The organism is Sphingobium sp. BHU LFT2, assembly GCF_018604485.1.
In the GTDB taxonomy this organism is placed as follows: Bacteria; Pseudomonadota; Alphaproteobacteria; order Sphingomonadales; family Sphingomonadaceae; genus Sphingobium; species Sphingobium yanoikuyae_A.
This window is the reverse complement of sequence record NZ_JAFCGW010000012.1, coordinates 85,229-108,803: the sequence shown is the minus strand read 5'-3', so window position 1 is coordinate 108,803 and position 23,575 is coordinate 85,229. Positions and strand designations below refer to the sequence as shown.

20 protein-coding genes are annotated in these 23,575 nt (G+C 69.7%); all 20 read right to left on the bottom strand.

All coding sequences use genetic code 11. The features are described from left to right. Positions 1 to 6: 6 nt before the first annotated feature. From JQK15_RS19660 to JQK15_RS19565, 20 genes are read right to left on the bottom strand one after another with little or no spacing between them, the layout of a single operon-like run. The gene (locus JQK15_RS19660) at positions 7 to 828 is read right to left on the bottom strand and encodes a hypothetical protein (protein ID WP_214867074.1); all 822 of its coding nucleotides are present in this window, start codon (positions 826 to 828) and stop codon (positions 7 to 9) included. 1 nt (position 829) lies between these two features. After that, positions 830 to 2,410: a hypothetical protein gene (locus tag JQK15_RS19655; RefSeq protein ID WP_214867072.1), complete on the bottom strand. Its 1,581-nt coding sequence runs from the start codon at positions 2,408 to 2,410 to the stop codon at positions 830 to 832. A 19-nt stretch (positions 2,411 to 2,429) separates the two neighbouring features. After that, positions 2,430 to 4,424: a phage tail protein gene (locus tag JQK15_RS19650; RefSeq protein WP_214867070.1), complete on the bottom strand. Its 1,995-nt coding sequence runs from the start codon at positions 4,422 to 4,424 to the stop codon at positions 2,430 to 2,432. Next, positions 4,421 to 6,277, bottom strand: a complete 1,857-nt coding sequence (locus JQK15_RS19645; protein ID WP_214867068.1) for a baseplate J/gp47 family protein — start codon at positions 6,275 to 6,277, stop codon at positions 4,421 to 4,423. Before JQK15_RS19645 ends, JQK15_RS19650 begins: the two co-directional genes overlap by 4 nt. Next, positions 6,274 to 11,226 carry a baseplate J/gp47 family protein gene (locus tag JQK15_RS19640; protein ID WP_214867066.1) on the bottom strand — a complete coding sequence of 1,651 codons (4,953 nt, stop codon included), beginning with the start codon at positions 11,224 to 11,226 and terminating at the stop codon, positions 6,274 to 6,276. The genes JQK15_RS19645 and JQK15_RS19640 overlap by 4 nt, the downstream gene beginning before the upstream one ends. Further along, positions 11,223 to 11,639, bottom strand: a complete 417-nt coding sequence (locus JQK15_RS19635) for a GPW/gp25 family protein (protein ID WP_214867064.1) — start codon at positions 11,637 to 11,639, stop codon at positions 11,223 to 11,225. The genes JQK15_RS19640 and JQK15_RS19635 overlap by 4 nt, the downstream gene beginning before the upstream one ends. A 2-nt stretch (positions 11,640 to 11,641) precedes the next feature. Further along, entirely contained in the window at positions 11,642 to 11,941 is a 300-nt protein-coding gene (locus JQK15_RS19630) for a PAAR domain-containing protein (RefSeq protein ID WP_017498951.1), read from the bottom strand. A 16-nt stretch (positions 11,942 to 11,957) separates the two neighbouring features. Then, positions 11,958 to 12,593 (bottom strand): phage baseplate assembly protein V, encoded by a 636-nt coding sequence (locus JQK15_RS19625; protein ID WP_125987011.1) that lies wholly within the window; start codon positions 12,591 to 12,593, stop codon positions 11,958 to 11,960. After that, positions 12,590 to 13,714, bottom strand: coding sequence for a phage late control D family protein (locus tag JQK15_RS19620; RefSeq protein WP_214867061.1), 1,125 nt, complete (start codon positions 13,712 to 13,714; stop codon positions 12,590 to 12,592). Before JQK15_RS19620 ends, JQK15_RS19625 begins: the two co-directional genes overlap by 4 nt. Further along, positions 13,692 to 14,393, bottom strand: coding sequence for a CIS tube protein (locus JQK15_RS19615; RefSeq protein ID WP_214867059.1), 702 nt, complete (start codon positions 14,391 to 14,393; stop codon positions 13,692 to 13,694). The genes JQK15_RS19620 and JQK15_RS19615 overlap by 23 nt, the downstream gene beginning before the upstream one ends. Beyond that, the gene (locus JQK15_RS19610) at positions 14,394 to 15,488 is read right to left on the bottom strand and encodes a hypothetical protein (protein WP_214867057.1); all 1,095 of its coding nucleotides are present in this window, start codon (positions 15,486 to 15,488) and stop codon (positions 14,394 to 14,396) included. Beyond that, positions 15,488 to 15,940, bottom strand: coding sequence for a phage tail protein (locus tag JQK15_RS19605; RefSeq protein ID WP_017498955.1), 453 nt, complete (start codon positions 15,938 to 15,940; stop codon positions 15,488 to 15,490). Before JQK15_RS19605 ends, JQK15_RS19610 begins: the two co-directional genes overlap by 1 nt. Positions 15,941 to 15,943: 3 nt before the next feature. After that, positions 15,944 to 16,123, bottom strand: a complete 180-nt coding sequence (locus JQK15_RS19600) for a DUF6760 family protein (RefSeq protein ID WP_017498956.1) — start codon at positions 16,121 to 16,123, stop codon at positions 15,944 to 15,946. Next, positions 16,123 to 16,521, bottom strand: a complete 399-nt coding sequence (locus JQK15_RS19595; protein ID WP_214867055.1) for a hypothetical protein — start codon at positions 16,519 to 16,521, stop codon at positions 16,123 to 16,125. Before JQK15_RS19595 ends, JQK15_RS19600 begins: the two co-directional genes overlap by 1 nt. 22 nt (positions 16,522 to 16,543) lie before the next feature. Next, positions 16,544 to 16,978, bottom strand: coding sequence for a phage tail protein (locus tag JQK15_RS19590; RefSeq protein WP_125987001.1), 435 nt, complete (start codon positions 16,976 to 16,978; stop codon positions 16,544 to 16,546). 22 nt (positions 16,979 to 17,000) lie between these two features. Then, positions 17,001 to 18,533, bottom strand: a complete 1,533-nt coding sequence (locus JQK15_RS19585; RefSeq protein ID WP_214867053.1) for a phage tail sheath family protein — start codon at positions 18,531 to 18,533, stop codon at positions 17,001 to 17,003. An 18-nt stretch (positions 18,534 to 18,551) separates the two neighbouring features. After that, positions 18,552 to 19,550, bottom strand: a complete 999-nt coding sequence (locus JQK15_RS19580) for a hypothetical protein (RefSeq protein ID WP_214867051.1) — start codon at positions 19,548 to 19,550, stop codon at positions 18,552 to 18,554. 19 nt (positions 19,551 to 19,569) lie between these two features. After that, positions 19,570 to 20,301: a hypothetical protein gene (locus JQK15_RS19575; RefSeq protein ID WP_214867049.1), complete on the bottom strand. Its 732-nt coding sequence runs from the start codon at positions 20,299 to 20,301 to the stop codon at positions 19,570 to 19,572. Next, entirely contained in the window at positions 20,298 to 20,870 is a 573-nt protein-coding gene (locus JQK15_RS19570) for a Pvc16 family protein (protein WP_214867047.1), read from the bottom strand. The genes JQK15_RS19575 and JQK15_RS19570 overlap by 4 nt, the downstream gene beginning before the upstream one ends. Further along, on the bottom strand, positions 20,870 to 23,461 hold the full coding sequence (locus tag JQK15_RS19565; protein WP_214867045.1) for an AAA family ATPase: 2,592 nt from the start codon (positions 23,459 to 23,461) through the stop codon (positions 20,870 to 20,872). The genes JQK15_RS19570 and JQK15_RS19565 overlap by 1 nt, the downstream gene beginning before the upstream one ends. Positions 23,462 to 23,575: the final 114 nt, after the last annotated feature.

The window sequence follows — 23,575 nt, the reverse complement described above, 5'->3', positions numbered from 1 at the left end:
TGGACGTCAGGACGAGATGGGGTCGGGGATCAGCGCCGGGCGGACGAAGCGGCGCACGCCCTTGTGGCGCACCTGCCAGCCATTCTGGCCGTCATTTTCCACCCAGCGTACCTCCGCGAGCAGGACGCAGCAACCGCAGGAACAGGAGGAGCCGCAGCCGCAATCCTCCGGACAGGCGGGATCATAATTGTGCTTGTCGTAACAGTCTGTCACGCGGTCGGGCAGGGTGTCGATCTCGATATCGCCGCTGCCGAACTCCTCTTCGCTCCCGCCTTCCTCGTCGCCATGCTGATTGCTGAAATCCATGCAGCCGCAGGCGCAGGTCGGCGGATCGAAAGTCACCGAGATTTCGGTGTTGAGGCGCGCCCGCGTCGCCTGCGTGCGGTCGTCCAGGGAGTCGTCGCAGACGGTGGGGCGGGGGCGGCACTTGCCGTCCTTCGCGCAGGCCAGCACCCAGAATTGGGTGAACCGCGGCGCGCCATTGGTTCCGGCGGGTGAGAGGACGCCGTCGCGCTCCTCCAGCTTGATCACAGCCGAACCGGGCAGATGCAGCGGATCGCCGCAGCCGTCAAGCGCAAGGCCGGGGTTGACGGTGACGATGAGGCCGCAATTCTCCCTGATCGACACTGTAAGGCCGCACAGCACGCCGCAGCCGAACAGGGTGCGGAACAGCAGCCGGTTCAACTCGCGGGTATAGTCCACCGCGGCCGTCAGGTCGCTGTCCTGCAGGATGAGGCCGGGAGCGTAGAGCGGTCGTTCGAGGCTGCCGGGAACGATGGTCGCCAGCCGGTGGTCGCCGCCGCCGTGGCAGTTGCAGTCATGGGTCATTTCAAGCCTCCTGCGCTGGCGGCGTGGCCGCTCGCTGCGATGGGTCGTCCTGCTTCTTCACGTCCGGCGGACCTGCCGGCACATTGTCCTTGTCTCCGCCATCGGCCTCTCCGCCGTCAGGCTCCTCCGGCGACGGTTCGACGACGAAGCTGCTGAGGAAACGGCCGCCGGGCGCGCAGTTGTCGCTGGGGACGTAGCGGCCGCCGCCCGCGACCTTCTGGCCGAGCGCGTCGATGATGAAGGCGGTGCGCACCTCGATCTCGACCAGCGTCTCCTGCTCGAAGCCGGAGCTGTTGTCGGGATTGATCTCGCCGTTCCAGAAGCGGAAGCTGACCCGGGGACGGCAGGCGCGGGTGGTGCCGTCGGGATCGCCCGCGGTCTGCGACGCGACGTCGATGGCGCGTACCGGCATCCGGCGCACCTCGCCCACATCCTCATTCTCGTCGCGCTGGACGAGGGTGATGGCGAAAATGTCCGGCGTCAGCGAGGCGGTCTGCACCGGGCCGGTGAAGCAGAGCCAGAAGTCGGTCGCGACCGGCTCGCCCTTGTAGCGCTTGGCCTTGGGGTTGCTGACCGGAGCCGGGGCCGCGAACTTCTTCGCGAAGGCGTTGAACGGCACGACGCGTCTGTCGTGCGGCAGCCATTCGGCCCAGCCGACATCCTTGATGCGGGTGAGGTCGCAGCCGCGGATCAGGTCGAACAGGGTCGGGTTGGGGCTGGCGAGGCGGCGCGGATACCAGCTTTTGTCCACGCTCATGGCATAGGGCTTGCCGCAATCAAAGCCGACGGTGACGCAGGCGAGCGGCACGCCGTCGTCGAGCGCGACGAGGAGCGGACCGAGGCGGTCCAGGCAGTCGATGCGGCACAGCCCCTTGTCGAGGCGCTCGAGGCTCCATTTCGCGAGCTGGCGATGCGGGCCGCGGTCGCTGATCCTGGCGATGGCGGGATCGGCGCCGGGCTCCGGCACGCTCCACCAGCGCTCATCGACAGAAGGGCAGTCGCCGCGCGGCCAGAACGGGTCGGGGCAGGGGGCGAGGCCGGACGGGCAGGCATCGATGCGGATGAACGAATAGACCACCGTCTCGCAGATGTGCGTCGCCTCGCAGCGGGCGGGCGTGCAGTCGTCGCCGATGCTGACCGAGTCCACTGGCCGTTCGGCGTAATGGGCGCTGAGGAGATAATGACGCGGCGCGGCGTCGCCTTCCTCCTGCTGTGGCGGTTCGGCAGGCTCCAGGCCGCCCTTGCTGCGTTCGAGCCAGAGGATGTCGCAGGCGGAGCGAAGCTCCACCGCGTCGCAGGCGACCAGTTCGCGGCCGCGCGGGTCGAGCGCGAAGCCGGGGCCGACGACGACGCCGCGGTTCTTCTCGGCGTCCTGCGTGATGGTTTCGACCGCCATCCCCTCGACAACGCCCCAGCCGAGCATGGCGCGGTTGATGAGGCGTCGCCGTTCGATCAGATGGCGCTGTTCGAGCTGATAGTCGGCGACGCTGAGCCGCCGGCCGGGAAAATAACGGTTGCGCTCGGACGCGCTGCACGGGCCGCAGGTGGTCGCGGCCTTTGGGGCTGGCGGGTCGCAGCTCATGATGATGTCTCCTGCTGGATCATGGTAATGTCACCGGGATGGACGAGCCTGCGCCGCCGATCAGGCTGTCGTCGCCGCCGAGCGGCGCGATCCCGAGCGGATGGGCGTCGCCGAGGATGATGGGGCGGCCATCATTGAGGACGGTAAGGACATCTGCGCCCGTCGCCGCCGCCAGCGCGGTCCAGCGGGTCCGAAGGCGGACGCCGGCGGGGACGAGGCGGCCAAGCATCGCCTCGATCACCATGCGGTAGCGGCGGGTTTCGGCGGGGGTGGCGGGGATCTCCACGAACAGCTCGGGCGCGCGGCTGACGTTCGGCGCGCCGGGGCAGCCGATAGGGGTGCGGCCGAGGATGAGGCGGGCGTTCAACGCCGGGCTGGCGGCGGAGGGGCCGGCAAGCAAGGCGGGCAGCGCCGAGCCGCCGAGGGTGGGACCGCCGAGGGTGATGGGGGCGAATTCGCCGGTGCGGTCGATGACGCGATAAGGGCGGTCGCCGAGCGTGGCCGCGAGCAGCGTCAGGATCGCCGCGCGGGCGCCGCGCTGTAGCAGCAGATGCGGGGCGGCGGCGATGATGGCGCGCTGCGCCGCTTCGGGCAGCGTCTCGTCAAAGGGCAGGTCGAGGAGGCCGGCGAGACGGGGGAGCCAGGCGGCGGGCGCGGCCTTCGGATCGAACAGGAGTGCGAGCGAGTCGATGGCGTCGTCCAGTTCCCCGCCGACCGCCTGGAACAGGCCGACGAGACGGCCGAGGGTTCCGTCGAGATCGCCCTGCGGCGTTGCGTAGACGGCGGGGAGCCATTGCATCAGGCCGGGCTGGTCATGGCTGACCACGAGGCTGTGGAGGACGGGCGCGCTGGCCGCGTTGTTGCGGTCGAGGCGGACCTCCAGCCAGAGGAAACTGCCATCCGCGCCGGCCAGGGAGAAGCAACAGGGGTTGGACTTAAGCACGTTATGCGCGGTCTCAGCGAAGGTTCGGGTGATGGGCGACCAATCCAACAGGGCGCCAAGGATGCGGGCGCGCTGGCCGAGGAGGAGGCTGTCGTCGTCCAACAGGGCGTCGGCCGAGAGGCGCAGCGCGGCGTCGCGGCTGGCGGCCCAGCGCAGCGACAGCGTCGCGCCCTCGGGCAGGGTCGCGGCGATGCTGGCCTGCAGCCAGTCGCCCGCCAGCGTATCGCTCTCCAGCGCCGGCGTCAGCCAGAGCTGGCCGCCGAGTACCGCCGCGCCGGGGAAGCGGAGCAGGCTGGCGACCGCGCCGTCCTGATAGAGGAGATAGAGCGCGTCGTCCTGCGCGGCGAAGGCGATGGGCGCGACATCGAACCGGCCCCATGCGCCCGGCTCGCCATTGGGATCGAGCATGAGATAGCCGGCCGCGCCGTCCCAGTCGCCGGAGAGCAGGAAGCCGGCCGGGGCGGATTGGATGTCGCGGGCGGTGAAGGCGGGTTGGCCGGCGCCCAGCGGATCGGCGAGATCGAGCGCAAGGTCCGGCTTGTCCGGCCGTTGCAGGATGAGGCGGTTCGCCGCGCGGTCGAGCAAAGCGAGGCTGTCGCCATGAATGGCGATGCGGTCGATGGCCGCGCCGGCGGGGAGGGGACGACGCAGCGGCGTGGGGCCGAGGCGCAGCAGGCCGTCGGGCAGGAGCAGCCAGACGCCGTCCGCGCCGATGGCGATGTCGCTCGCGCCGCCGGCGTCCAGCATCTCCATCAGCTGCAATGTTTCATTATCGAAATGAAAAAGGCCGACGTCGGAGAGCAGCCAGAGGGCGCGCCTGCCCGCCGCCATGCGGCGCACGGAGCCGACCCGCGTCCCCGCGCAGGCGTCGCCGCGCAGCGCGCCGTCGGCGTCGATCCATATCGCATGGCCGCCGGGCGCCATCAGGAAGGCGCTGACGGCGCCGGCCAAGGTCGTGACGACCTCCCCATCGGCGCGGTCCAGATCATGGCGTTCGGGCGCGGCCATGACGAGGCAGAGCGCCTGCTGCGCGGCGGTTTCGAAGCGATAGGCGAGGCCGTCGTTGCTCATGCTGCGCCCCCGATGCTGATGACGGCCGAAGCGCCCAGCCGGGGCAGTTCGCCGCGACCGACGGAGAGGCGCTCCACGGGACCGGTGTCGGTGATGATCGACACCGTGACGGGCGCCGCCACGCCGGCGATCCGGCGGACCCACCCTGTGATCGCGGCGGCCTCCACATCGCGGCCGAGCGGCCAGCGGGGGTCGCTGAGCGCGAAACGGTCTGCGATCATCTGCGCGACGGCTGCCTTGACCATCACGCCGTTCTGCCCCGGCGCGAGGCCGGCGGCGATGGCGAGGGTGAAGGGGCGGTAGACGGGGGCGACGACGAGCAGACGTTCGCCGATGGCGATGCGCGGGCGCAACGCGGCGGCGATGCGGGCGAGCCAGTCCGGCGTCTCCCGCCCCGGCGACCGATGGCCGACGATGAGCGTGCGGGTGGCGGCGATGGCGGGCGATGTCCGGCCGCGCTGCCAGCCTTCCTCGACGGCGGCGCGGACGACGCCCAGCGCGGGGCCGAGGGTGAGGGCGGCCTTCGCGACCTGAGCCGATGTGGCCAGCAGGCGGTTGTCATCCAGCATGGCGCGGATGCCGGCCAGCGCGTCCTCGACCGTCTGCGTGTTCGCGCCGCCGCCGATCGCCTCGCGGTTGCGCCAGAGCGTGCGGGCGCCGTCCAGCACCCAGTCGACCGGCTGGCGAGCCATGCCGCCGTCGCCGCAGGTGAGGCGGAGGGTCACGCCGAGCGGTTCGCCGAGCGCCGGCTTGCGGCCGTTGACGCCATTGCCGAAGTGGATGCGGACGAGCGCGCCGTCGGCCCGTTCCTCATAAGCGAAGCGGCGGTCGGCGGGGCCGGCGGGATCGAGCGGGCCATTGTCCCACGCTATGCCCGGGACGGCGTCGAGGCTCTCGACCGTCGGCGCGTCAATGAGCCGCCAGATCGGGCCGTCGCCATGCTCGTCCGCCGGAAAGAGCGTGGAGGGATCGACCTCTATGGTCTGGCCGGGGCGGTTGTTCCCCTCCCGCAACGGCAGCGCAATCGTGGCGCGCTGTTCGACGGGCAGCGCGTTGAGCGCCACGCGGATGAGGCGCGGGGTCAGCACATAATGCTGGGACGGGCGCAGGATGATGGCGGGCGGGACCGCGCCGGCGGGCAGGCTGAGGATCAGCGCGCCGCTGCGCTGAAGCCCGGCCGTGCCGTCCAGCGCGACGGCGATCGGGGCGCCCGCCGCGTCGGTGACGCTGAGCGCCCCAAGGTCAAGCGTCGGCTGGAATGGCGGCGCGCCCTCCACCTCGAAGCCCAGCGACAGGCGGATGGTCGTGCCGCCAGGAAGTGAGGGGGCCGGGAGTGCGGGGCCGGTCAGGCTGATGCGCAGCGCGCCGTCATTGGCGTCGCCAAAAGGCGAGAAGCCGGCGCGGGCGCGATCGTTGATCTGCGTCTGGTCGGTCGCGCGGCCATCCGGCGCGACGGTGGCGATGCGCGCGATGGCGTGGGGCAGGAGGGTGATGGCCTGCGTCGTCTCGACGCGCTGAACCGAGCTGGTCCGGGGCAGGAGGACCATGCCGGCGTCTATGGCCTGCGCTGCGGTGGGCGCCTCCACGGGATAGACGACGCCGCTGGCGGGGATGGCGGCGCGTGGCGGCGCGCCGAGCAACCGGGTCATGGCGAGGCGCTCGTCGAGCCGGTCGCGCGCGACCGAATAGATCTGGGTGTCGACCAGCCACGCCAGCAGTTCGATGAGCATGATGCCCGGATCGTGGATGTTATAGTCCGTCCATTCCGGCGCGAGCGCGGGCAGGCGGCCGCGCGCGGCCGCCATCAGCCGGTCGAAATCGGCGTCGTCGAGATTGGTGGCGAGGGGGATCATGCGCCGGCCTCCGCAAACAGATGGACGGTGACGGCGGCGCGGGCGACGAGGACGAGCACGTCGGCGGGCAGCGGATCGGGCAGCGGGGCGCCGGTATCGGCGCGGACGATGACGATGGCGCTGATGACAGCACGGTCGCCCAGATCCGCCAGCGCGGCGGCGACGTCCGTGGTAGTGGGCGACGCGCCGACCGGCCAGCCCTGCCCGGCATGGCCGCCGGTTTCGGGATGGAAGAAGGCGGCGAGCGCGCTCTTGGCGTCCTGCTCCACGCCCGAATAATCGACGCCGGGGTCGACATCGACGCTGAGGTCGATGCTGGCGTTCAGAAGGCGCGGGGGCGCGAGGACGAGCCGGCCGGGGGCGAGGAGGCCGAAGCTGGCGACCCCATGCAGCCGCGCGGCGACCGCCTTCAGCGCGGCGGGCGGCGGGATGAGCGCGTCGCCCCGGCCGACCACGATGAGGCGGCTGGCGCCCCGCCACGGGACGGCGCTGGCCTGCGCGACGGTGGGGAAGCGGGCGCGGACGTAATTCTCCACATCGCCGAGCGTGACGATGCGGCCGCCGTTCAGCAGCTTCACCGGCGCGCGGGCGCGGGCCTGTTCCGGCGCCTCGACATCGGTTCCGCCCTGCGCGCCGTCGAGCGCGATCACCTGATCCACGCCGGCGACGGGCGAGATGGGTTGCAGCTTGTCGCCCGGCGCCACGGCGTTGGCCGCGGTTCCGGTGACATGGCGGTAGCTGCGCGCGAGGATCGCGCTGCCCATCGGCGGCGCCAGCGCGTTGCGGCCATTGCCGAAGCTGATGAGGCCGCTTTGTTCGTCCACGGCATAGAGGCGCGCGGGCGCATCCTGATCCTCGGATGGAAATTCGCGAACCTGCGTCCACCGAACCCAGGGGCCGGGCATGCCGGAAATGGCGGCTTCCGCGCCGAGGGCGGCGCCTTCGTCTTCGCCGACCTGTTCGGACAGCCAGAGGTCGAGGCTGGCGCCGTCCACCGGATCGGCGAACAGGCGGAAGCTCTGGTCGGGCGAGCCGTCCGACGTGCCGATCGTCTCCATCGACCGGGTTTCGACCGAGGCGACCATGACGCCGTTCAGATAGACGCCGCGCAGCCGGGGCGACCAGTTTGCCGCATCGGCGACCGGCGAGAGGCGCAGCCAGCAGGCGCTGGCCCCGAGCAGTTGCGCGCGGTCGGGCGGCTCCAGCATCTCCATGGCGATGACGCCGCTTTCGCCAAGGCCGCTGCTGCTGTCCGAAATGACGCGCGCGGGGGTGAAGCGGCCTTTGCGATAGACCTCCGCCGACACCGTCCAGTCGCCGCTGACCGGGACCGCGTCGACATAGAGCGACAAGGGCGTTCCGCGCACCGGCTGGTCGAAGCCGATCAGGATCGTGCGGGCGGCGGCGGGGGCGGCCGCTGCGTTTTCCGCCTCGCAGGAGCAGGGCGGCTCGGGATAGGGTTCCGGAGGGAGCGGCGCCGCAGGGCGGCAGCAGTCCGCGATCTCCGCATTCGCCTCGACCGGTTGCGGCGCGGGGGCGAGCGCGTCCGCGACGGTCTGGAAGATGCGGATGGGCAGGCCCTGCTTGTTCGCCTCGCTCTGGTCCAGCGCATCCAGATTGTCGGCGGTCAGCACGATGTCCGGCGGGGTGGGCGTGCCGGCGCAATAGCCGATGCGCAGGCGCACCACATAAGGCGCGCGGATGACGCTGAGATCGCGGGTGATGGTCTGCGTCTGGTCGTCGGGCGGGCCGACGGTGTGGACGCTGACGCGCGCCTCGCCATAATCGCCGCCGACCAGCCGGGCGCGGATCCAGCGGTTTTTGCGCCCGCCCACCTCCGTTTCCTGAAGATCGGCGGGAACGCGGAAATAGACGCCGCCGTCGACCAGAAGATTGCCGGTGCGGTCGAGAAAATTCGACGCCGCGCTGTCGAGCGCCCACCAGGAGGAGCCGTTCCAATATTCCCACGACAAGGCGGGGTTGGCCGGCTCGTCGGGGCCGAGCGCGGACCATGCGGTCTGCGGCAAGGCGAGGGTGATGAGCGCGCCGGCGACCTCGTCATGGTCGATGGCGATGGCGGAGACGCCGTCGAACAGTTCGATCGCGGTGACGGGCCGGTCGCCATAATAGGTGCTGAGCGGGCCGGCGGCGAGGCGGGCGTCGAGACGCAGAAGGTCAGCGCTGTCGGGTGCGAAATAGTCGAGCGCGGGGATGTTCGCGAGGCTGTCGTCCGGGGCGTAGCGCAGAAGGACGAAGGCCGTGGCTGCGGCGGGCAGGGCGGGCGAGCCGGTTGGAAGCGTCCAGCCATTGGCGGCGGTGTAATCGAGCGCCCACAGGCCGAGCGGCTGGCGGTTGGCGTTCGCCAGCGCGAGGATGACGGATCGTTCGACATCGGAGGCCTGGCCCGTCATGACGGCGAGGCTGATGGTTCCGGCGGTTTGCCTGATCGTGCCGGTGACGCCAGTGGGCGCAAAGAAGCGGCCGCGCAGGCGGCCCTGCGAAGTGGGGGGGCTGATGTCGCCGATGAGCGGCAGGAGCAGGGCGTTTCCGCCGGCGCTGTCGGCGAGGACGAAGCCTTCGCCATTGGCTCCATTGGCCGCGATGAACCATGTCGCGCCGGTCGGGATGTCCGCGGCGGCGACGGCGGTGCGCTTGACCCCGTGGAAGCGATCGACCGCGAGCAGGCCGCCGGCCGGGCTGCTGCGGTAGAGAAGGCCCTGATCGGCGTCCTGCACGACCGTCCAGCCGGCGTCGAGGAAACGGCGCTGGCCGTTCGCGCTGGCGCCGATGCCGGTGACGCCGCCGGCGCGAGTGTATCGGCTTCCGCGCGCGAGGAAGCGGATCGGCTCCGCATCGGCGATGAGGATGGTGGGGAGCGTCCCGATGCCGGCCTCGAAGGCGATCGGCAGCGGCGGGGCTTCGCTGTCGTCCACGGTCGGCCGCGAGGCGGGCGCGTCGGCGTCGATGCGGCGGACGACGAGATGCGTGCTGGCGTCGGTGCGCTTCTCATAGCCGGCGATGACGATGTCCGCCCGCGTCAGGTCGCTCTGCGAGGCCCAGGCGGCGCGCTGGAGGCTGGGGAGCGCATTGGCTTCGAGCGAGCCGAGCGGGTGGAGCGCCGTGACGGAGGCGATCTTGGCCTCCATGGTCCAGGAGCCGTCCTTCGCCGCGCTGATGAGGAGGGCGGCGTCTGCTCCCGGTCCCTGAAGCGGGAGGAGGTCGACGGCGTTCGGGATCGGCGGCCGCGCGGTCAGTTCGCCCCGTGGCCCACGCGTCCAGATGAGGATGCGGTCGCCGACAAGGGCGTGGACGCTGCCCGCGTCGTCCGTGCTGACGAACAGGGCGCGGACCGGCTTGGCGGCGTCGGCCTCATCCAGCGCGAGGCTGCGCCATGGGATGAGGCCGTCGGTGAAGGGGCCGGCGAAGGGAAATTCGGCGACATGGACCGCGCCTTCGCCCGCGACTGCGAGGCGGACCATGCCGTCGAAGGTCGCGCTGGCGGAGAGCGGGGCCTGCGAGGCGAGGAAGACGGGCTGGCCGGCGAGCTTCGGCCCGGGCATCGGCGCGAAGCTGGGGCGATAGGGCGTGAAGCGGGCGAGGTAGAGCTGGCGGTCGGTGCCGACCCCGAAGACGAGCGCGCTGCGGCCGGCGAACACCGCGGTGAGCGCGCCGAGCGAGGCGCCGCCGATGGTGAAGCACAGGCTCGCCTCCGCCCCCGCCTTGCCGAACGCCTCCGCGCAGCCGATGTAGAAGGCGTCGAACAGCCGGGGTTCGCGGCCGAAGGGATAATAAGGCTTGTTGGGCACGACCGGCGTGGTGACGGCGACTGCCTCATAGTCGATCGCGTCCATTTTCGGCGCTTCGCAGCGCAAGTGATGCTCGTCCGAGCAGACCTCGCTCGCGACCGCCAGGGTGATCTGGCCGACGCTTTCGGTGCGGGCGGGGCTGGAGGTGAGGCGGCCGCGCAGCCACAGGCCGTTCCGCGCGTTGACGTCGGTCTTCTCCGGCTTGCCCTTCGCCTTGGTGAGGCGCCACGCGCCGGCCACAAATTCGGACTTGTCGAAATCCTGCCAGTCGGGGGCGCTGCCTTCGGGATCGGTGGCCTTGCGGCCGAACCAGCGCCAGTCGATCGTCTGCGTGCTGGCGACGCCGCCGACGCTGATGGTGAGCGCGGCGGGGACGTCGAGCAGGGTCGGGTGGCTGAGATAGAGGCTGTGCGACTGGCGATCGCGGGCGCCGGGCGCGAAGGGCGCGAAGCTGGCGACTTCGGTGACGGGCGCGCGTTCGGCCACCGCAGCCTCCAGCGCGGGGGTGATGGTGACGACGTCGTTCTCGACCTTTGTGACGTCATATTCGGGCGAGGCCGGATCGGAACCGAAACGCAGGGGCATGCCGGGAGCGAGACCCTGCGCCGGGTCGATCTGGAGCATCGTCGCGCCCGCGCCGGCGGCGCTGCGCACGAAGCGGGAGACGGCGACGGGGCGGGGCAGGACGGGCGTGACGACCGCGCCGGCCGCGAGGAAGATGCGGTCCCCGGTCAGATCGGCGGCGGTCAGCGCCGTCACCTTGCCGCGCGCGAGGGCGATCCCGGCCTGCGTCTCGAAGATCGCCGGATCGCCGCCGACATCGGCGGTCAGCTTCGTGCCGGCCTCCGCGACCAGACCGTCCGGCGCATTGTCCGAAAGCGCGATGGCGACGGGGACGCCGGCCGGCTGCGCAGGGTCGCGGCCGAGGCCCATGGCGGTGTAGAAATTGTCCGCCTGCTTGTCCGGCGCGCGGTCGAGGCGGCGCGTCACCTCCTCGAACAGGCGCGCGGCGCTGGCGATGATCGCGCCGCCGATGCGGCCCGGCTCCACCGGCTCGCCATTGTGGCCAAGAAGCGCGGCGGCGTCGCGCAGCAGCCGCTGCGCGATGTCCGCCTGCGAGCGTCCGTCGAGCTTCGGCGTCATGGCGCTCCGCTCTCCTTGAAATAGAAGGGGTAGACGAGATTGTCGGTCTGGTTGGTGCGCCGGACGCGATAGTCGAGGACGATCAGCAGCACGCCGTCGAGCGCGCCGATCGGGTCCACCGCGACGCTGATGAGGTCGATGCGCGGTTCATAGACGGTGAGCGCGTCGCGCACGGCCGCCTCCACCGCGAACAGCACGGTGGTGCTCATCTCCTCGAACACCAGATCATGTATCCCGCAGCCGAAGCGGGGCCGCATGACGCGCTCGCCGGGCGCGGTCAGGAGGATGATGCGGATCGCCTCCTTGATGTCGCGCGCATAAGCGGACAGCGCGATGTCGCCCGTGGCGGGGGCGGTCGCCACCGGGAAGCGCCAGCCGACGCCGAGGAAGTCGCGCTGTCCCTGCCGGTCCATCCTCATCCTCCGATCAGCACGGTTGGGGCGCCCATGGCGATGGGATTGGGCGCGCCAGCCTCCACGATCATGTCGCCCTGCCGCGCCGCCGGCAGCCCGGCGATCAGTACGGTCGCGCTCCCCTTCGCCACCACGCCGCCGACATGCGGCTTCACCCCGTCGACCAGCGGGCAGACATGCACATCCGCCGCCGCGCGCCAGGCGGGCATGCCGGCGATCAGCACCGTGGGCGCGCCGGGGCCGGGGCCGAGCGGCGTGCCATGGCCGGTGGTGTCGCCGACGCGGGCTGCGGGCTGGCCCATCAGTTGATCCTCGCCATCAGTTTATCCTCACCACGCCGGCGGACGCGCTGAGGCTCGACCCGCCCTTGAGGTCGAGCGTGCCGGACGCCTCGATGCTGATCTGCGGAGCCTTGAGCGACAGCGAGGTCTGCGCGCTGACGTTGATCGACCCGCCCTTGGTGTCGATGGTGATGCTGTTGCTCTTGTCGGTGATGCGGATGCCGTCGTCATCCACCTCGATCTTCTTGCCGTCGCTCAGCTGGATGGTGATGACGCCCTTCGCGTCGGCGTCGTCGAAGCGCAGCATATGGCCCTTGCGCGACTTGATGACGCGAATGTCGTTCTTCTTGCTCGAATTGGCCTCGGGCGGTTTGTCCGCGTCGCTCCACAGCGCGCCCAGCACATAGGGGTAGCGTATGTCGTCGCGGTCGAAGGCGACGAGCACCTCATCCCCCACTTCGGGCAGGAAATAGGCGCCGCGATCCTTGCCGCCCATGGGGGCGAGGACGCGCGCCCAGTCCGAGGTGAAGCTCTTGTCGCGCCACGGGAAGCTCAGCTTCACCCGGCCAAGCCCCTGCGGATCGTCATTGGCGGTGACGGTGGCGACCGCGACGCCGGCGACCGCGCCGCCGGACTCGCGGTTGACCTCCAGCTCGAAGGCGAGCGCGCTCATGCGACCGGCCTTTCGACGGAGAAGCGCGTGCGATAGCCCGAGGTGTCGTAGCGGTGCACGGTCTTGGCGACATAATAAGTGGTCGAGAATTGCTGGCCGATGCCGGTCAGTTCGATGCAGCTGTCGGGCAGCAGGTCGGGCCGGCCGAACGTCTCCCCTTCGCCCTTCAGCAGATCGTTGGAGCGGTTGGCGAAGGCGGCGGCGGCGCGCTGGTCCGCCTCCTGCTGGGTCTTCACCGGCAGGCGCAGTTCCAGCACCGCGTCGCGGCCGAAGGCGCTGCGCAGGATGTCGCCGCCGGAGGGTTCGCTTTTCGGACCCGACGCGGTGGGCGCCGTCCCGATGATCTCCTTCTTCTTAACCTCGTCCCAGCCATAGACCTTCACGCTCTGGACCTGATTGCCGAGGTTGATCTCCGGCTTGAAGCTGATGAGGTCGCCGCCCCAGACGAGGGTGAGCAGCGGGCGTTCGAGCGCGGTGCGGGGACGGACGACGAGCATGTCCCGCCCGAAAGAGGAGCGCGCGAAAAACTCCCATTTCGCGCCCGACTTGGAGAAGATCTCCACCACCTTGCGAAGGAAGTCGAGGTCCGACTGGAGGTTGGAGTCGAGCGTGATGTTGGCGGGCGCATTGCCGGAGAAGTCGAGCGAGAGGCCGTTCTTCTGCGCGACCTCCTGCACCGCGTCCTGCACCGTGCGGTTTTCCAGCCGATGCTCGCTGGTGCCCAGCGTCATCACGAAGGTGGCGTCCATGCCCGTCACCTCTATGTCCGGCGCGCCGCCCTCCGCGAAGCCGGTGGAGACGGCGGTGATGTAGCCGGAGATGAGCGGCGTCGTAGCGCGCAGATCGCCATAGCCCATGCGGATCCAGACCCGCGCGCCCAGCTTGATGAGGGGCATCAGCGGATCGCCCGAGGGGGTGAAGAAGTCGCTGCGTTCATTGTCGAAGGCGCGCGGGATGGTGAAGCGGAAGGTTCCCTGCACGCTCACCTGCAGGTCCACCTCCACCTGCGTGAAATGCAGGCCATAGCGTTCCCGCATGTTCGCGCCGTCCATGCCGATGCAGATCGACGCGCCGGGGACGTAGAAGTCGCCGGGGGCGCTATTGCGTTCGGTTAAGAGCATTGCTCACCTCCAGCGGGGGGACGCGCAGCCAGTCGCCCGGGCGCAGCGATCGCGGATCGTCCACGTCGCTGGCGGCGGCTATGACGCGCCAGCGGCGCGGATCGCCGAACTCCTTGTCGGCGATGGTCCAGATGGATTCGGACACGTCGATCTGGCGGCGCTTGGTCTTGTCCGGCGATTCCAGGCGGATGTCGAAGGCGGCGCGAAATTCCTTGAAGGAAATCGAGAGCGAAGCGCGCGCCGGCGTGCCGTCCGGACGGAACAGGCTGGTCTTGCGGCCGATCTTCTCGATCACCGCCTCGAAGCGCAGCGGTCCCCAGACGAAGCGCACCGGCGGCGGCGCGTGCAGCGTCCGGTCGATGTCGAGCAGCGCGATGATCTCGTCGATGCGGTCCTTGACGCTCTTGGCCCCGTCGGCGCCGCCGAGGAGCGGGATGTCGCTGGGCGGGCCGTTGGGGTCGGTCCAGTCGTCGAGGAACAGGTCCATCGACAGGGTTGCGGCGTCGCCGTTGACGAACTGGATGAGCGGGCTGCCAAGGCCGGGAAGGGCGGTCGCCTTATAGGCGTTGGCGCGTTCGAGGCTATATTCGGCGGGGTTGAACAGCACCTTGATGCGCGTTCCCTGCCGGACGCCCGCCAGCACCTCTATATAGGCTTTTTCAAGGGATTTTCCGAACATCTAAAGACCCCTTCTCAGCTTTTCGGTGCGGCCATGGCGTTCGATGCGGCGCATCACCTCCGTGACGAGGCGGTCGACGTCGGGCGGCGGCGCGGACGGGGGCGGCGCGAAGGCGGGTGCGTGCGACGGCGCGAGCGGCGCGGAGGCGGTCGCAGGCGAGAAGGTCGGCTGGAAGGCGGTTCCGAAGCCGGGGAGCGCGCCGCCGGATTTCGGATCGGCCCAGAGGATGTCGGCGCCCGCCCGGCCACGCGCGGCGAGGCGGGGGCGATCGACGGGCGCATGCGCGCGGTGGACGAGACGGAGCGGGGTGCGGGTTTGGGCGGGGCTTTCCTGGGTCGGACGGGGGGGCTGTTGCGGCGTGGCGGACGGGGGCGGCGCGAGCGGGTGCATGCTCTGGGCGGCGTAGGGCAAAGCGAGGCGGGCACGCCGTGCGGGAGCGGACAGGGGAAGCTGGGGCGTGGCGAGGTGTCGTTGCGGAAGGACGGCGACGATGCGGCGGCGCTTCGCGTGGTGGATCTGGGTGGTGGCGGTGGCCACGGAGCGCCGTTCGGTGCGGTGCGTCAGCGTGGCGAGGCGCAGGGTCGTGCGACTGCTCAAGACGTGGGCCTCCGCCGCCGGACGCCAGAGGATCGCAGCCGGCGAGGGCAGGCGCTGCGCGGTTCGCCGGCGCTGGGCGTGCGGCGCGGCCGCGTCGGGCGCCGGGGCCGCCCGGGCGCTGCGCGGAGCGGGCGTGGCGAAGGCGGCGGCCGGGAAGCGATGGTCCGGCGCGCGGAGCCAGTGCAGGCGGACGGCGGCGGCGGGCGATGCGGGCGTCGGCTGGATGCGATCCGGCGCGGGCGTGGGCAGGATCGGCGCGGCGTGGACATGGGTGCGGCAATGGAGGTGGATCGCGATCGGCGAGCTTTGCGGGGCGGCGATCGGCGTGGCCCGCGCAGCGCGGTGGCGGGCGATGCGCCGCCAGTGGAGCAGCAGGCCCCGGCGCGGCTGCGGAGCGGCGCGGGCGTCCTGCAAAAGCGTGGCCGACGGGGGCGTGGCCGGCGGGGCGGTGACCGGGGTCAGCGGGCGGACGAGGCCGAGGGGCGGGCGCGGCGTCATCAAAAGGCGCTCGTCAGGCTGCCGAGGCCGGGCCGCAGCAGATAGCCATGATGGGCGAACTCCACCGATTCCGCCGCGACCTGCCCCGAATTGGCGTCGAAGTCCGCCACCGACCATTTGACCGGATAGGCGTTCAGGATGTTCCAGCTCCAGGCGTCCTTGCCCTGCGGATCCTTGAGCGTGACGGTGATGACCGCGCGCTTGATGACGCCCTCCACCACCGCCTGATGCCAGATGTAGAGAAAGGGGTCGGCGAGGCCGCGCTCCAGCACCAAATTGCCATAGCTGGTGAGCGAGGCGAGCTTGTGCTCATGGTCGTTGACGCCGCCCTCGCGGAAGCTCTCCACCTTCGTCTCGCGGGTCAGGCCGCGCACCTTGGTGAAGCCGCCCTTGACGATCTGGTCCACCAGAACCGTGAAGCGGAAGCCCGCATAGGGATCGTGCAGCGCCATTGCCTACAGCCCCGCGAACGGATCGTCGGGCGCGCCGCCGAGCCGGCGGTTGATGCCGGAAATCTCCCGGCACCAGCGGCGGCGCTCGCCATGCTCCATGGTCATCAGCGTCTCGCTGCTCCAGTGGAAATGCGCGGCGATGAACGCCATTTCCCCGTAAAGTTCGGCCACGGGGTAGGCCATCAGGCTTCCCCCAGCACGGGCATCCCGCCGACGGTGCGGCCATTGGAGGATGCTGCGGCGACGGGCGCGGCGGGGACGCCATCGGGTTCCTCGGCCGAATTGATGTCCTCGTAGAGCTGGCGCAGATATTCGATGTCGCAGGCGAACAGCCCCTCGACCAGCGCGGTGTCGACATGCGGCATATTGCCGAGCCGGGTGATGACGCGCGCGAGGATGATGACGGTGAGATAGGCCGGGTTCGACTGCACGCGCGGATCGCGCAGCGGCAGGATCTCGTCCGCCGCCGTGGCGAGGCGCATGACGCCGCGTTTGTGGAGAAGGCCGGTCTCGTCGATATAGCCCTTGGGCAAAGTGAAATCGACTTCGGTGCGGAAGCCGGCGGCGGATATGCGGTCCATGTCTGCTCTCCTCTCGCGGCCGTCAGCGGGTCCGCTCGATGCCTTCGTTCACCAGCTCGAGAAGCTCGATGAACACCTCATTGCCCTTGGCGTTGAGGTCGCTGGGATCGTATTTGGTGGGCCAGGCCTCCGAGACGAGGAAGCTCGCCTTGTCCGTGCCGGATTCGTCGATGACGATGATCTTCACGGACTTGCGGCCTTCCTTGATGCCGCCGCCGACGATCTTCTTGTGCCACTCGTAGAGTTCCTGCGAGTCCGTCACGCCCCATTTGAGGGTGATGTTGCCGTACTTGGTCAGGCCCGGCAGCTTGCGGACATGGGTGGGGTCGATGCCCTCGCGATAGTCGATCGCCTCGTTGGTGGTCTCGCCGATCATCACCTCGCTGAAATAGGCCTGGGTGATCTGGTCGATCTCCACCCGGAAGCGCATGTTCCGGATCGGGTCGTTGCGTGCCATGCTGCGTCTCCTTGCGCGCCGGTCAGCTCTGTGCTTCGGCGGTGTTCTGGAAGATGCGGAAGATCACGAATTCGGCGGGGCGCACGGGCGCGATGCCGATCTCGCAGATCAGGCGGCCGTTCAGGATGTCGTCCTGCGTCATCGTCGAGCGGTCGCAGGCGATGGTGAAGGCCTGCTCCTCCGTCACGCCCATCAGCGCGCCGGCGCGCCACTGGGTGCGCAGGAATAGGCGGATGGTGTCCTTCACCCGCTCCCACAGGCGTTCGTCATTCGGCTCGAACACCACCCATTGCGTGCCCTCGTAGATCGAACGCTCGAGGAAGATGAACAGGCGCCGGACGCTGACATATTTCCACAGCGAGTTGGACGAGAGCGTGCGCGCGCCCCAGACGCGGATGCCGCGGCCGGGAAAGCGGCGGATGGCGTTGACCCCGCGTGGGTTCAGCACCTCCTGCACATTGTCGTCGACCAGATATTCAAGGTCGAAGACGCCGCGCAGCGTGTCGTTGGCGGGCGCCTTCCACACGCCGCGGTCGGTGTCCGTGCGGGCGTAGAGGCCGAGCGTGTGGCCGCCGGGGGGGACGAGCTTGCGCTGGCCGCTCTGCAGATCCGACACCCAGATCCACGGATAATAAAAGGCGGCGTATTGCGTGTCCCACTTGCTGCGCGGATCGACCGAATTGGGGTCGCCCATATTCTTCGCGGTGTCGACGACGGCGAAGCGGAACTGGCTCTTTTCGCAATGGGTGATGACGGCGGCGACGACGTCGTCGGGCGCGGCGGGCGCCTGCACCAGCGCGACCTCGCGATAATCGTCGAGGTCGAGCGCCGAGAGGCCGGTGCGCAGATTGCTGTCGGCGTCCTCGCCCTTGAACTGGTTGACGCCGGGCGCGGCGCTGGCGTCCGCGCCGCCGGTCAGCTTGTCGAAGCCGGCGGAAGGCAGCGTGGTGAGCGGCGCCGGCGCGGTGACGGTGACGAGCGCGCTGTTGTCCTGAAGCCGTTTCTCGAAATAATCGGGCGAGGTGCGGTCGTCCCAGACGAGATTGTCGAAATCCTCCGCGAGCGTGGGCAGCGGCAGGCGCGGCGGCTGGGTGCGGTCGAACGGATCGGCGTAATTGCCGTCGGGCGAGGGCGTCTGCCAATAGGCGACCTGCAGGCGGAAGCCGATCGGCGTGTCGCCCTTCTTGGTGCTGCTCTCCACGATCTTCACGAACACCCGGTCGCCCCAGGCGCCGGGACCGATCGCGTCGATCTGCAGCCCGCCCGCGGTCCGCGTGGAGACGGTCGCGTCGGCACCGACGATACGGCAGATGAAGGCGCGTCGGCCGCCATTTTCGAAGAAGCCAGACACCGCGTCGGGCATATATTTGCCGTCCGCGAAGACCGAACCGAAATGCCGGCGATAGTCGTTGAAGCTGGTGACGAGCCGGGGCTTGGTCCACCCGCGCTCCGTCTCGCCCAGAAAGGCGGAGGTGCTGGTCGCGACGCCCTCTATGGGGCGGGGACCACGCTCGATTTCCTCGATAAAGACGCCGGGCGCCAGATATTCTGCCATGTCAGCCTCCGTTCAATCTCAGGATGCGGGAGTGAGCGACGCCTTGGCGTCCTTGATCCAGACGTCGCCTTTCAGCTTGTCCCATGCGGCCTTGAGCGTCGCGAGGTCGTCGGGGTCGAGCTTGAAGTCATATTCGGCGGCGGCCTGCGTCTCGGCGGCGGCCTTCCAGCCGGCGAAGACGTCCTTGCGCTTCTGGTCGAGCGCGTCCGGGTCGATCAGATGGACCGCGCCATTGGCCTGGCTCTTGGCGGGGTCGAGCCAGTCGGCGAGATCATCATAGCCGGCGGTCTTGAGGGCGCCCGTCACCTTGTTGAGCGCCGATTTGGCGTTGGCGCTCAGGGTTCCGTCGCTGATCTGAAGATGTCTGGGCGCGACCTCCAGCCAGAAGCTCAGGATCGGGGCGTCCGTAGTGTCCGCGGTGTTGATCGCGGCGCTGAGCGTGTTGATCTGCGGCAGATAGCCGTCGACGATCTTGCCGATCGCGGCTTCGGGCGCGGACCAGTCGGCGTGGCGCGCGGCCCAGTCCTTGGTCGCCTGCTGCGCGTCGGTGCGCGCCTTTTCCTTCGCACCGACGAAGGTGGCCATTTTCGTCGCCAGCGCGGCGCGGGCCTTGAGCAGCTTGCCGAGTGGTTTGGTCACATCGCCGATCAGCGGCGTCCAGTTGTCGAGCGCGACCAGCATGTCGGCCGCCGCGCGGTCGAACTCCTTGTCCGCCTGCTTCATCTTGACGCGCAGCGCGCCGTCGGTCGCAAACGCCGCCCGATAGGATTCGACGATGGCGTCGCGGGCGGCCTGCTTCTCCAGCGCGAACAGGTCCGTCGCCGCCGTTTCGATGGGCTTCATCAGGTCCGCGAGCGCGCGGCTGATCGCGATGTCGCGGACATAATCAAGCGGAGGCGGAGGGGCGGGCGCCGCAGCAGCGCCTCCCCCGGCCGCTCCGGGGGGCGTAACGGTCTGATCGCCGCCCGCGGGGAGGGCGGTCGTTGCGGAGCCGATGGTGTCAGTGTCGCCGGTCATGCGAATTCTCCTCATCGCCTCACGGTGCCGGAGGCAGGGTTGGCTCGGTGGCGGAAAGGGCGGCCCAGCCGAACGGGGCGGGGGCACGAAACAGTTGGTTGCGGCGCATCGGCAGTAGGGCCGAAAAGCGGGGCGCGCCGGCGCGCTCCACGCTGATCCAGCCGATGATCGCGCCGTCCGCGACGCGAGGGTCGGCGGTCGTGGGGACGCGCGGCATCGGCGCGTCGTCGCCCAGCGATCCGACCATCGCGACGAAGCCGCCGCGGACGTCGGTGACGCCGGTATAGGCGCCGTCGAGCGGGCCGGCGTCGCTGGCGGACTGGAGCATGATCTTCACCTTGGCGTCGGCGACGGGGACGGGCGGATCGACGGCCGCATCCTCCACCAGCATGCCCGCCACGCCGAGCCGGCCGGCCGGCGGCTCGTAAAGGCCGGTGGGCGTCAGCGTGGCGCGCTGGACGAGGACGGGAGTCTGCGGCGCGCGCATCGGCACCGCGACGGTGGCGCTATAGGGGGCGAACTGGCCGCGCGTCGCAACCGCCTCTATCGTCACGGTCCGGTTGGCGGGTGGCTCCGGATCGATCCAGACGAACTGGCCGAGTTTCGTGATGGTGGGCGGCCGGAAGCCCGGCGCCGTGACCGTCATCTGCTCGCCGGCCAACTGGCCGGTGACGGGATCGACCAGTTCCAGCGCGAGCAGCACGCGCCGCTTGACGCGGTCCGCATGCGCGAGGGGGAAGAGCGCGGTCATGCGCTTTCCATCCAGGCGTGGCGCATGTCGCCGTCCGTGACCGGCGCGGCGGACGGGGCCGGCGCGCGCGGGTCAATCCAGACCGGGCTGGCGCGAAAGGCGATGGAGGAGCGGCAATTTTCATTGGGGAACAGGCCCCAGATGCGCGCCATCTCGTCCGAATTAAGCGAGAGGAGCGACAGCCACACTGCCTCCTGAAAGGCGAGGGGCACGGCGAGGGGCGATCCCGTCTCGATCGCGCGCACCGCGTCGGCCAGACGGCCGAGCCCGTCCGCGCCCGCCGGCGCGCCGGCGCCGACGGTGAGCAGATAGTGCAACTCCAGCGGAACGGCGGGTTCCAGCAGCACCGGGCTGTCATTGGCTGTGGGCCAAGGGCGGATGCGCTGCGCGTTGCGCAGGTCGGCGGCGGGCGTCACCAGGTAGAGGAACAGCACGAGGTCGGCGTCCGCCGCGCCTTCATTGGGTGAGGCGAGGCTGATCTTATAGGCGCTGGGCGGCACGCCAGGCTGATTGGCGAGCGACAGCCGCAGCATGTCGATGATCGCTGCGGTGACGAGGTCGAGCGCCATCACGCCGCCTCCCTGCCATACGCCGCCTCTATGGCGTCGACGCGGGCGAGATCGGCGAAGCGGCCGAGCCGCACGAACTGGCTGCGCGCGCCGGCCAGCACGTCCTCCATCAGGATCAGTCGATCCGCCTCGGCGGCGAGCATGGCGGCGTGCAGCGCCATCTGACGAATGACGCCGCCGGTGACGTCGAGGGCGAGGGCGAGTGGGCGCAGGGCGAGCGGCTTGGCGCGCAGGGGAACGGGGATCGACTGTTCCCAGATCAGCAGCCGGTCGCCGGCCGAGGGCCGCGGAAACTCCACCTTGAAACGCAGGCGACGGGTGAAGGCGGCGTCGATCGATTCCGCATGGTTGCTGGTGAGGATGGCGAGGCCTGTGAAGCGTTGAATGCGCTGGAGGAGATAGGCGACCTCGATATTGGCGTAGCGGTCGTGCGCGTCGGTGATGCTGCTGCGCTTGCCGAACAGGGCGTCGGCCTCGTCGAACAGCAGCACGGCGCCGGCGTCCTGCGCATCGCCGAAGATGAGGTCGAGATTCTTCTCCGTCTCGCCGATATATTTACTGACCACCTGAGCCAGTTCGATGACGTAGAGGTCGGCGCCGAGTTCGGTCGCGACGGCGTGGGCGGCGGTGGTCTTGCCGGTGCCGCTTTCGCCGGAAAACAGCGCCGCGACGCCGCGCCCGTCGGTGAGATCGGCGAAACCCCAGTCCTCCAGCACTTCGCGCGTGTGGCGAACATGGCTGACCAGTTCGCGAAGCTGGCCGCGCTGGATGGCGGGCAGGACGACCGCCTCGATTGCCGGCGGCGCGCCCGCGACGCGGGGCGCAGGCTCGACGCGGCGGGCGAGGCTGGGCAGGCGCGCGCCCGCCATGCGGCGGAAGCCGCCGAGCCAGTCATCCGCCCCCGGTCTGCTGGGCCGGCCATTGGCAGCCGCCAGCGTCAGCGCGAGCGCAATCGCCTGGGGAATGCGATCGAGTGCAATGGGGAAGGCGTCAGCAATATGTTCGGCCAGCGCGTCGTCTTCGACATTGTGACTCGACAAGGCGTTGGCGATGACTTCCTGCCGATCATGACGCGTCACCACAGGGAGGTCCGCGGAGACGATGTGGGATTCGGCCATGCCCGCAAGCCGCTCGGTCGCATTGGCGGCGATGAGATAGGGCGGCTGCGCGAACTGCGGCCAGGCAGCATTCAACGCGCTCCACAACGCATCGCTTTCCGGACTTTTTCCGCCCAGATCGAAGATCAAGGTCCATCCCGCCAGTCGCGCGGCGCTGGCGAGTTCGGCAAGAGTCTCTGCGAGCATTTCGGGCGCGAACGGGCGCGGGGGCGGCGCCAGGACGAGTGGCTTATCGGCGATGGCGGCCGCTTCGGCCACTGTCCAGCCGGGCGACGATCCGGTCAGGAAAATCGCGGATACCGGATCGCGGCCGATCAGCGCATGGCGCACGGCCGCACGGATCCGCCGTTTGCGGTCGGCAGAGAGCAAAGCAGCGGCGTCTTCCGGCGCGAGCCGATACAGCCACCGGATCTCAGCGCCCAGCAGGGCATCGGAATCGCCGGTTACTAGCCAGTCGGCCAAGGCCGGCGGCAGGCGCAGCGGCATGTCGCCCGCCAACGTGGCCGGCCCGGCACGCGGAACGATGCCGAGCCGGCGCAGCGGGTCGTTCAGCGCAAATGCGCCGCGAATGCTCGCAGGCGTCGTCTTGCGAATGCCCGCAGCGATGATCGCACAGGCCAGCCCGACTGACGGATAACGCCGCGAGAGATCGTCGTGTAGCGTGCCGAACAGGCGGTGGAAGCGAATGTCGAAATCGCTCGCGCCTGCGAGCAGCAAGAATTTGAGCGCCTGCTGATCATCATCGATCTTGCGGAACAGGATAGCGAGCGGCGCTTGAGCGTTCTCGGGGGCACGCAGCGACGCGACCAGCTTACGGAACAGCTTTTCGGGCCGCTCCGGCGCTTCGCCGAACAGGCTGACGAAGCCCTCGAGAAGCCGTTCCATCAGTTCCAGGCTTGGGACAAAGCCGGGTGCCTCATCCTTCCGGGGCGACCAGACATCAAGCAGCACGCGCGTCGCTGCTTCAACCCAGTCGAGCGACTGATCAATCAGGTCCGCGATCCGCCCGTCCACTTCGACGGCTAGCGGGGCGGGAGGATAGGCGGCCGGCGCGGCCTCTTCCGCTTCTTCGGCATCGTTCGGTTCGGTGCGCAGATGAAAGCGAAGGACACGCCCTTCGTTCGCGGGAGCCGCGGGGCGGGCGAGCATGTGAATGATGCGGCTGAGCTGATCGAAACTGAGATTGCGCATCGACAGGTTGGTGATGCCGCTCTCGATGGAAACGGCCAGCATGTGAACGTCGCTACGGGCCGCACGGATGGCCGACACGATCGCCGGAATGGCGGATTCCTGCCCGATGATGAGGATTACAGCGATCTCGGGTTGCTCCCAGATCATGACGACGGCCTGCTCCACGCTGACGGGGGCCTCGCTCGCCAGGGTGACATTGGGGTCGAGTGCAAGTCGTTGCCCGATAGCGTCGAACGGATCTTGCGGCCCATCTTTCACGAGAAGAACGTTGCAGGTCTCCAAGAGCGCGGCCTCCCTGGTCAAGGCTGTCAGGGTAGCGCGCCGGTGCCCAGACGATATGGCTCACGACGGATCAGACCATTCCGGCCCATCCTGCATGGCTGGGCCTCCATCGAA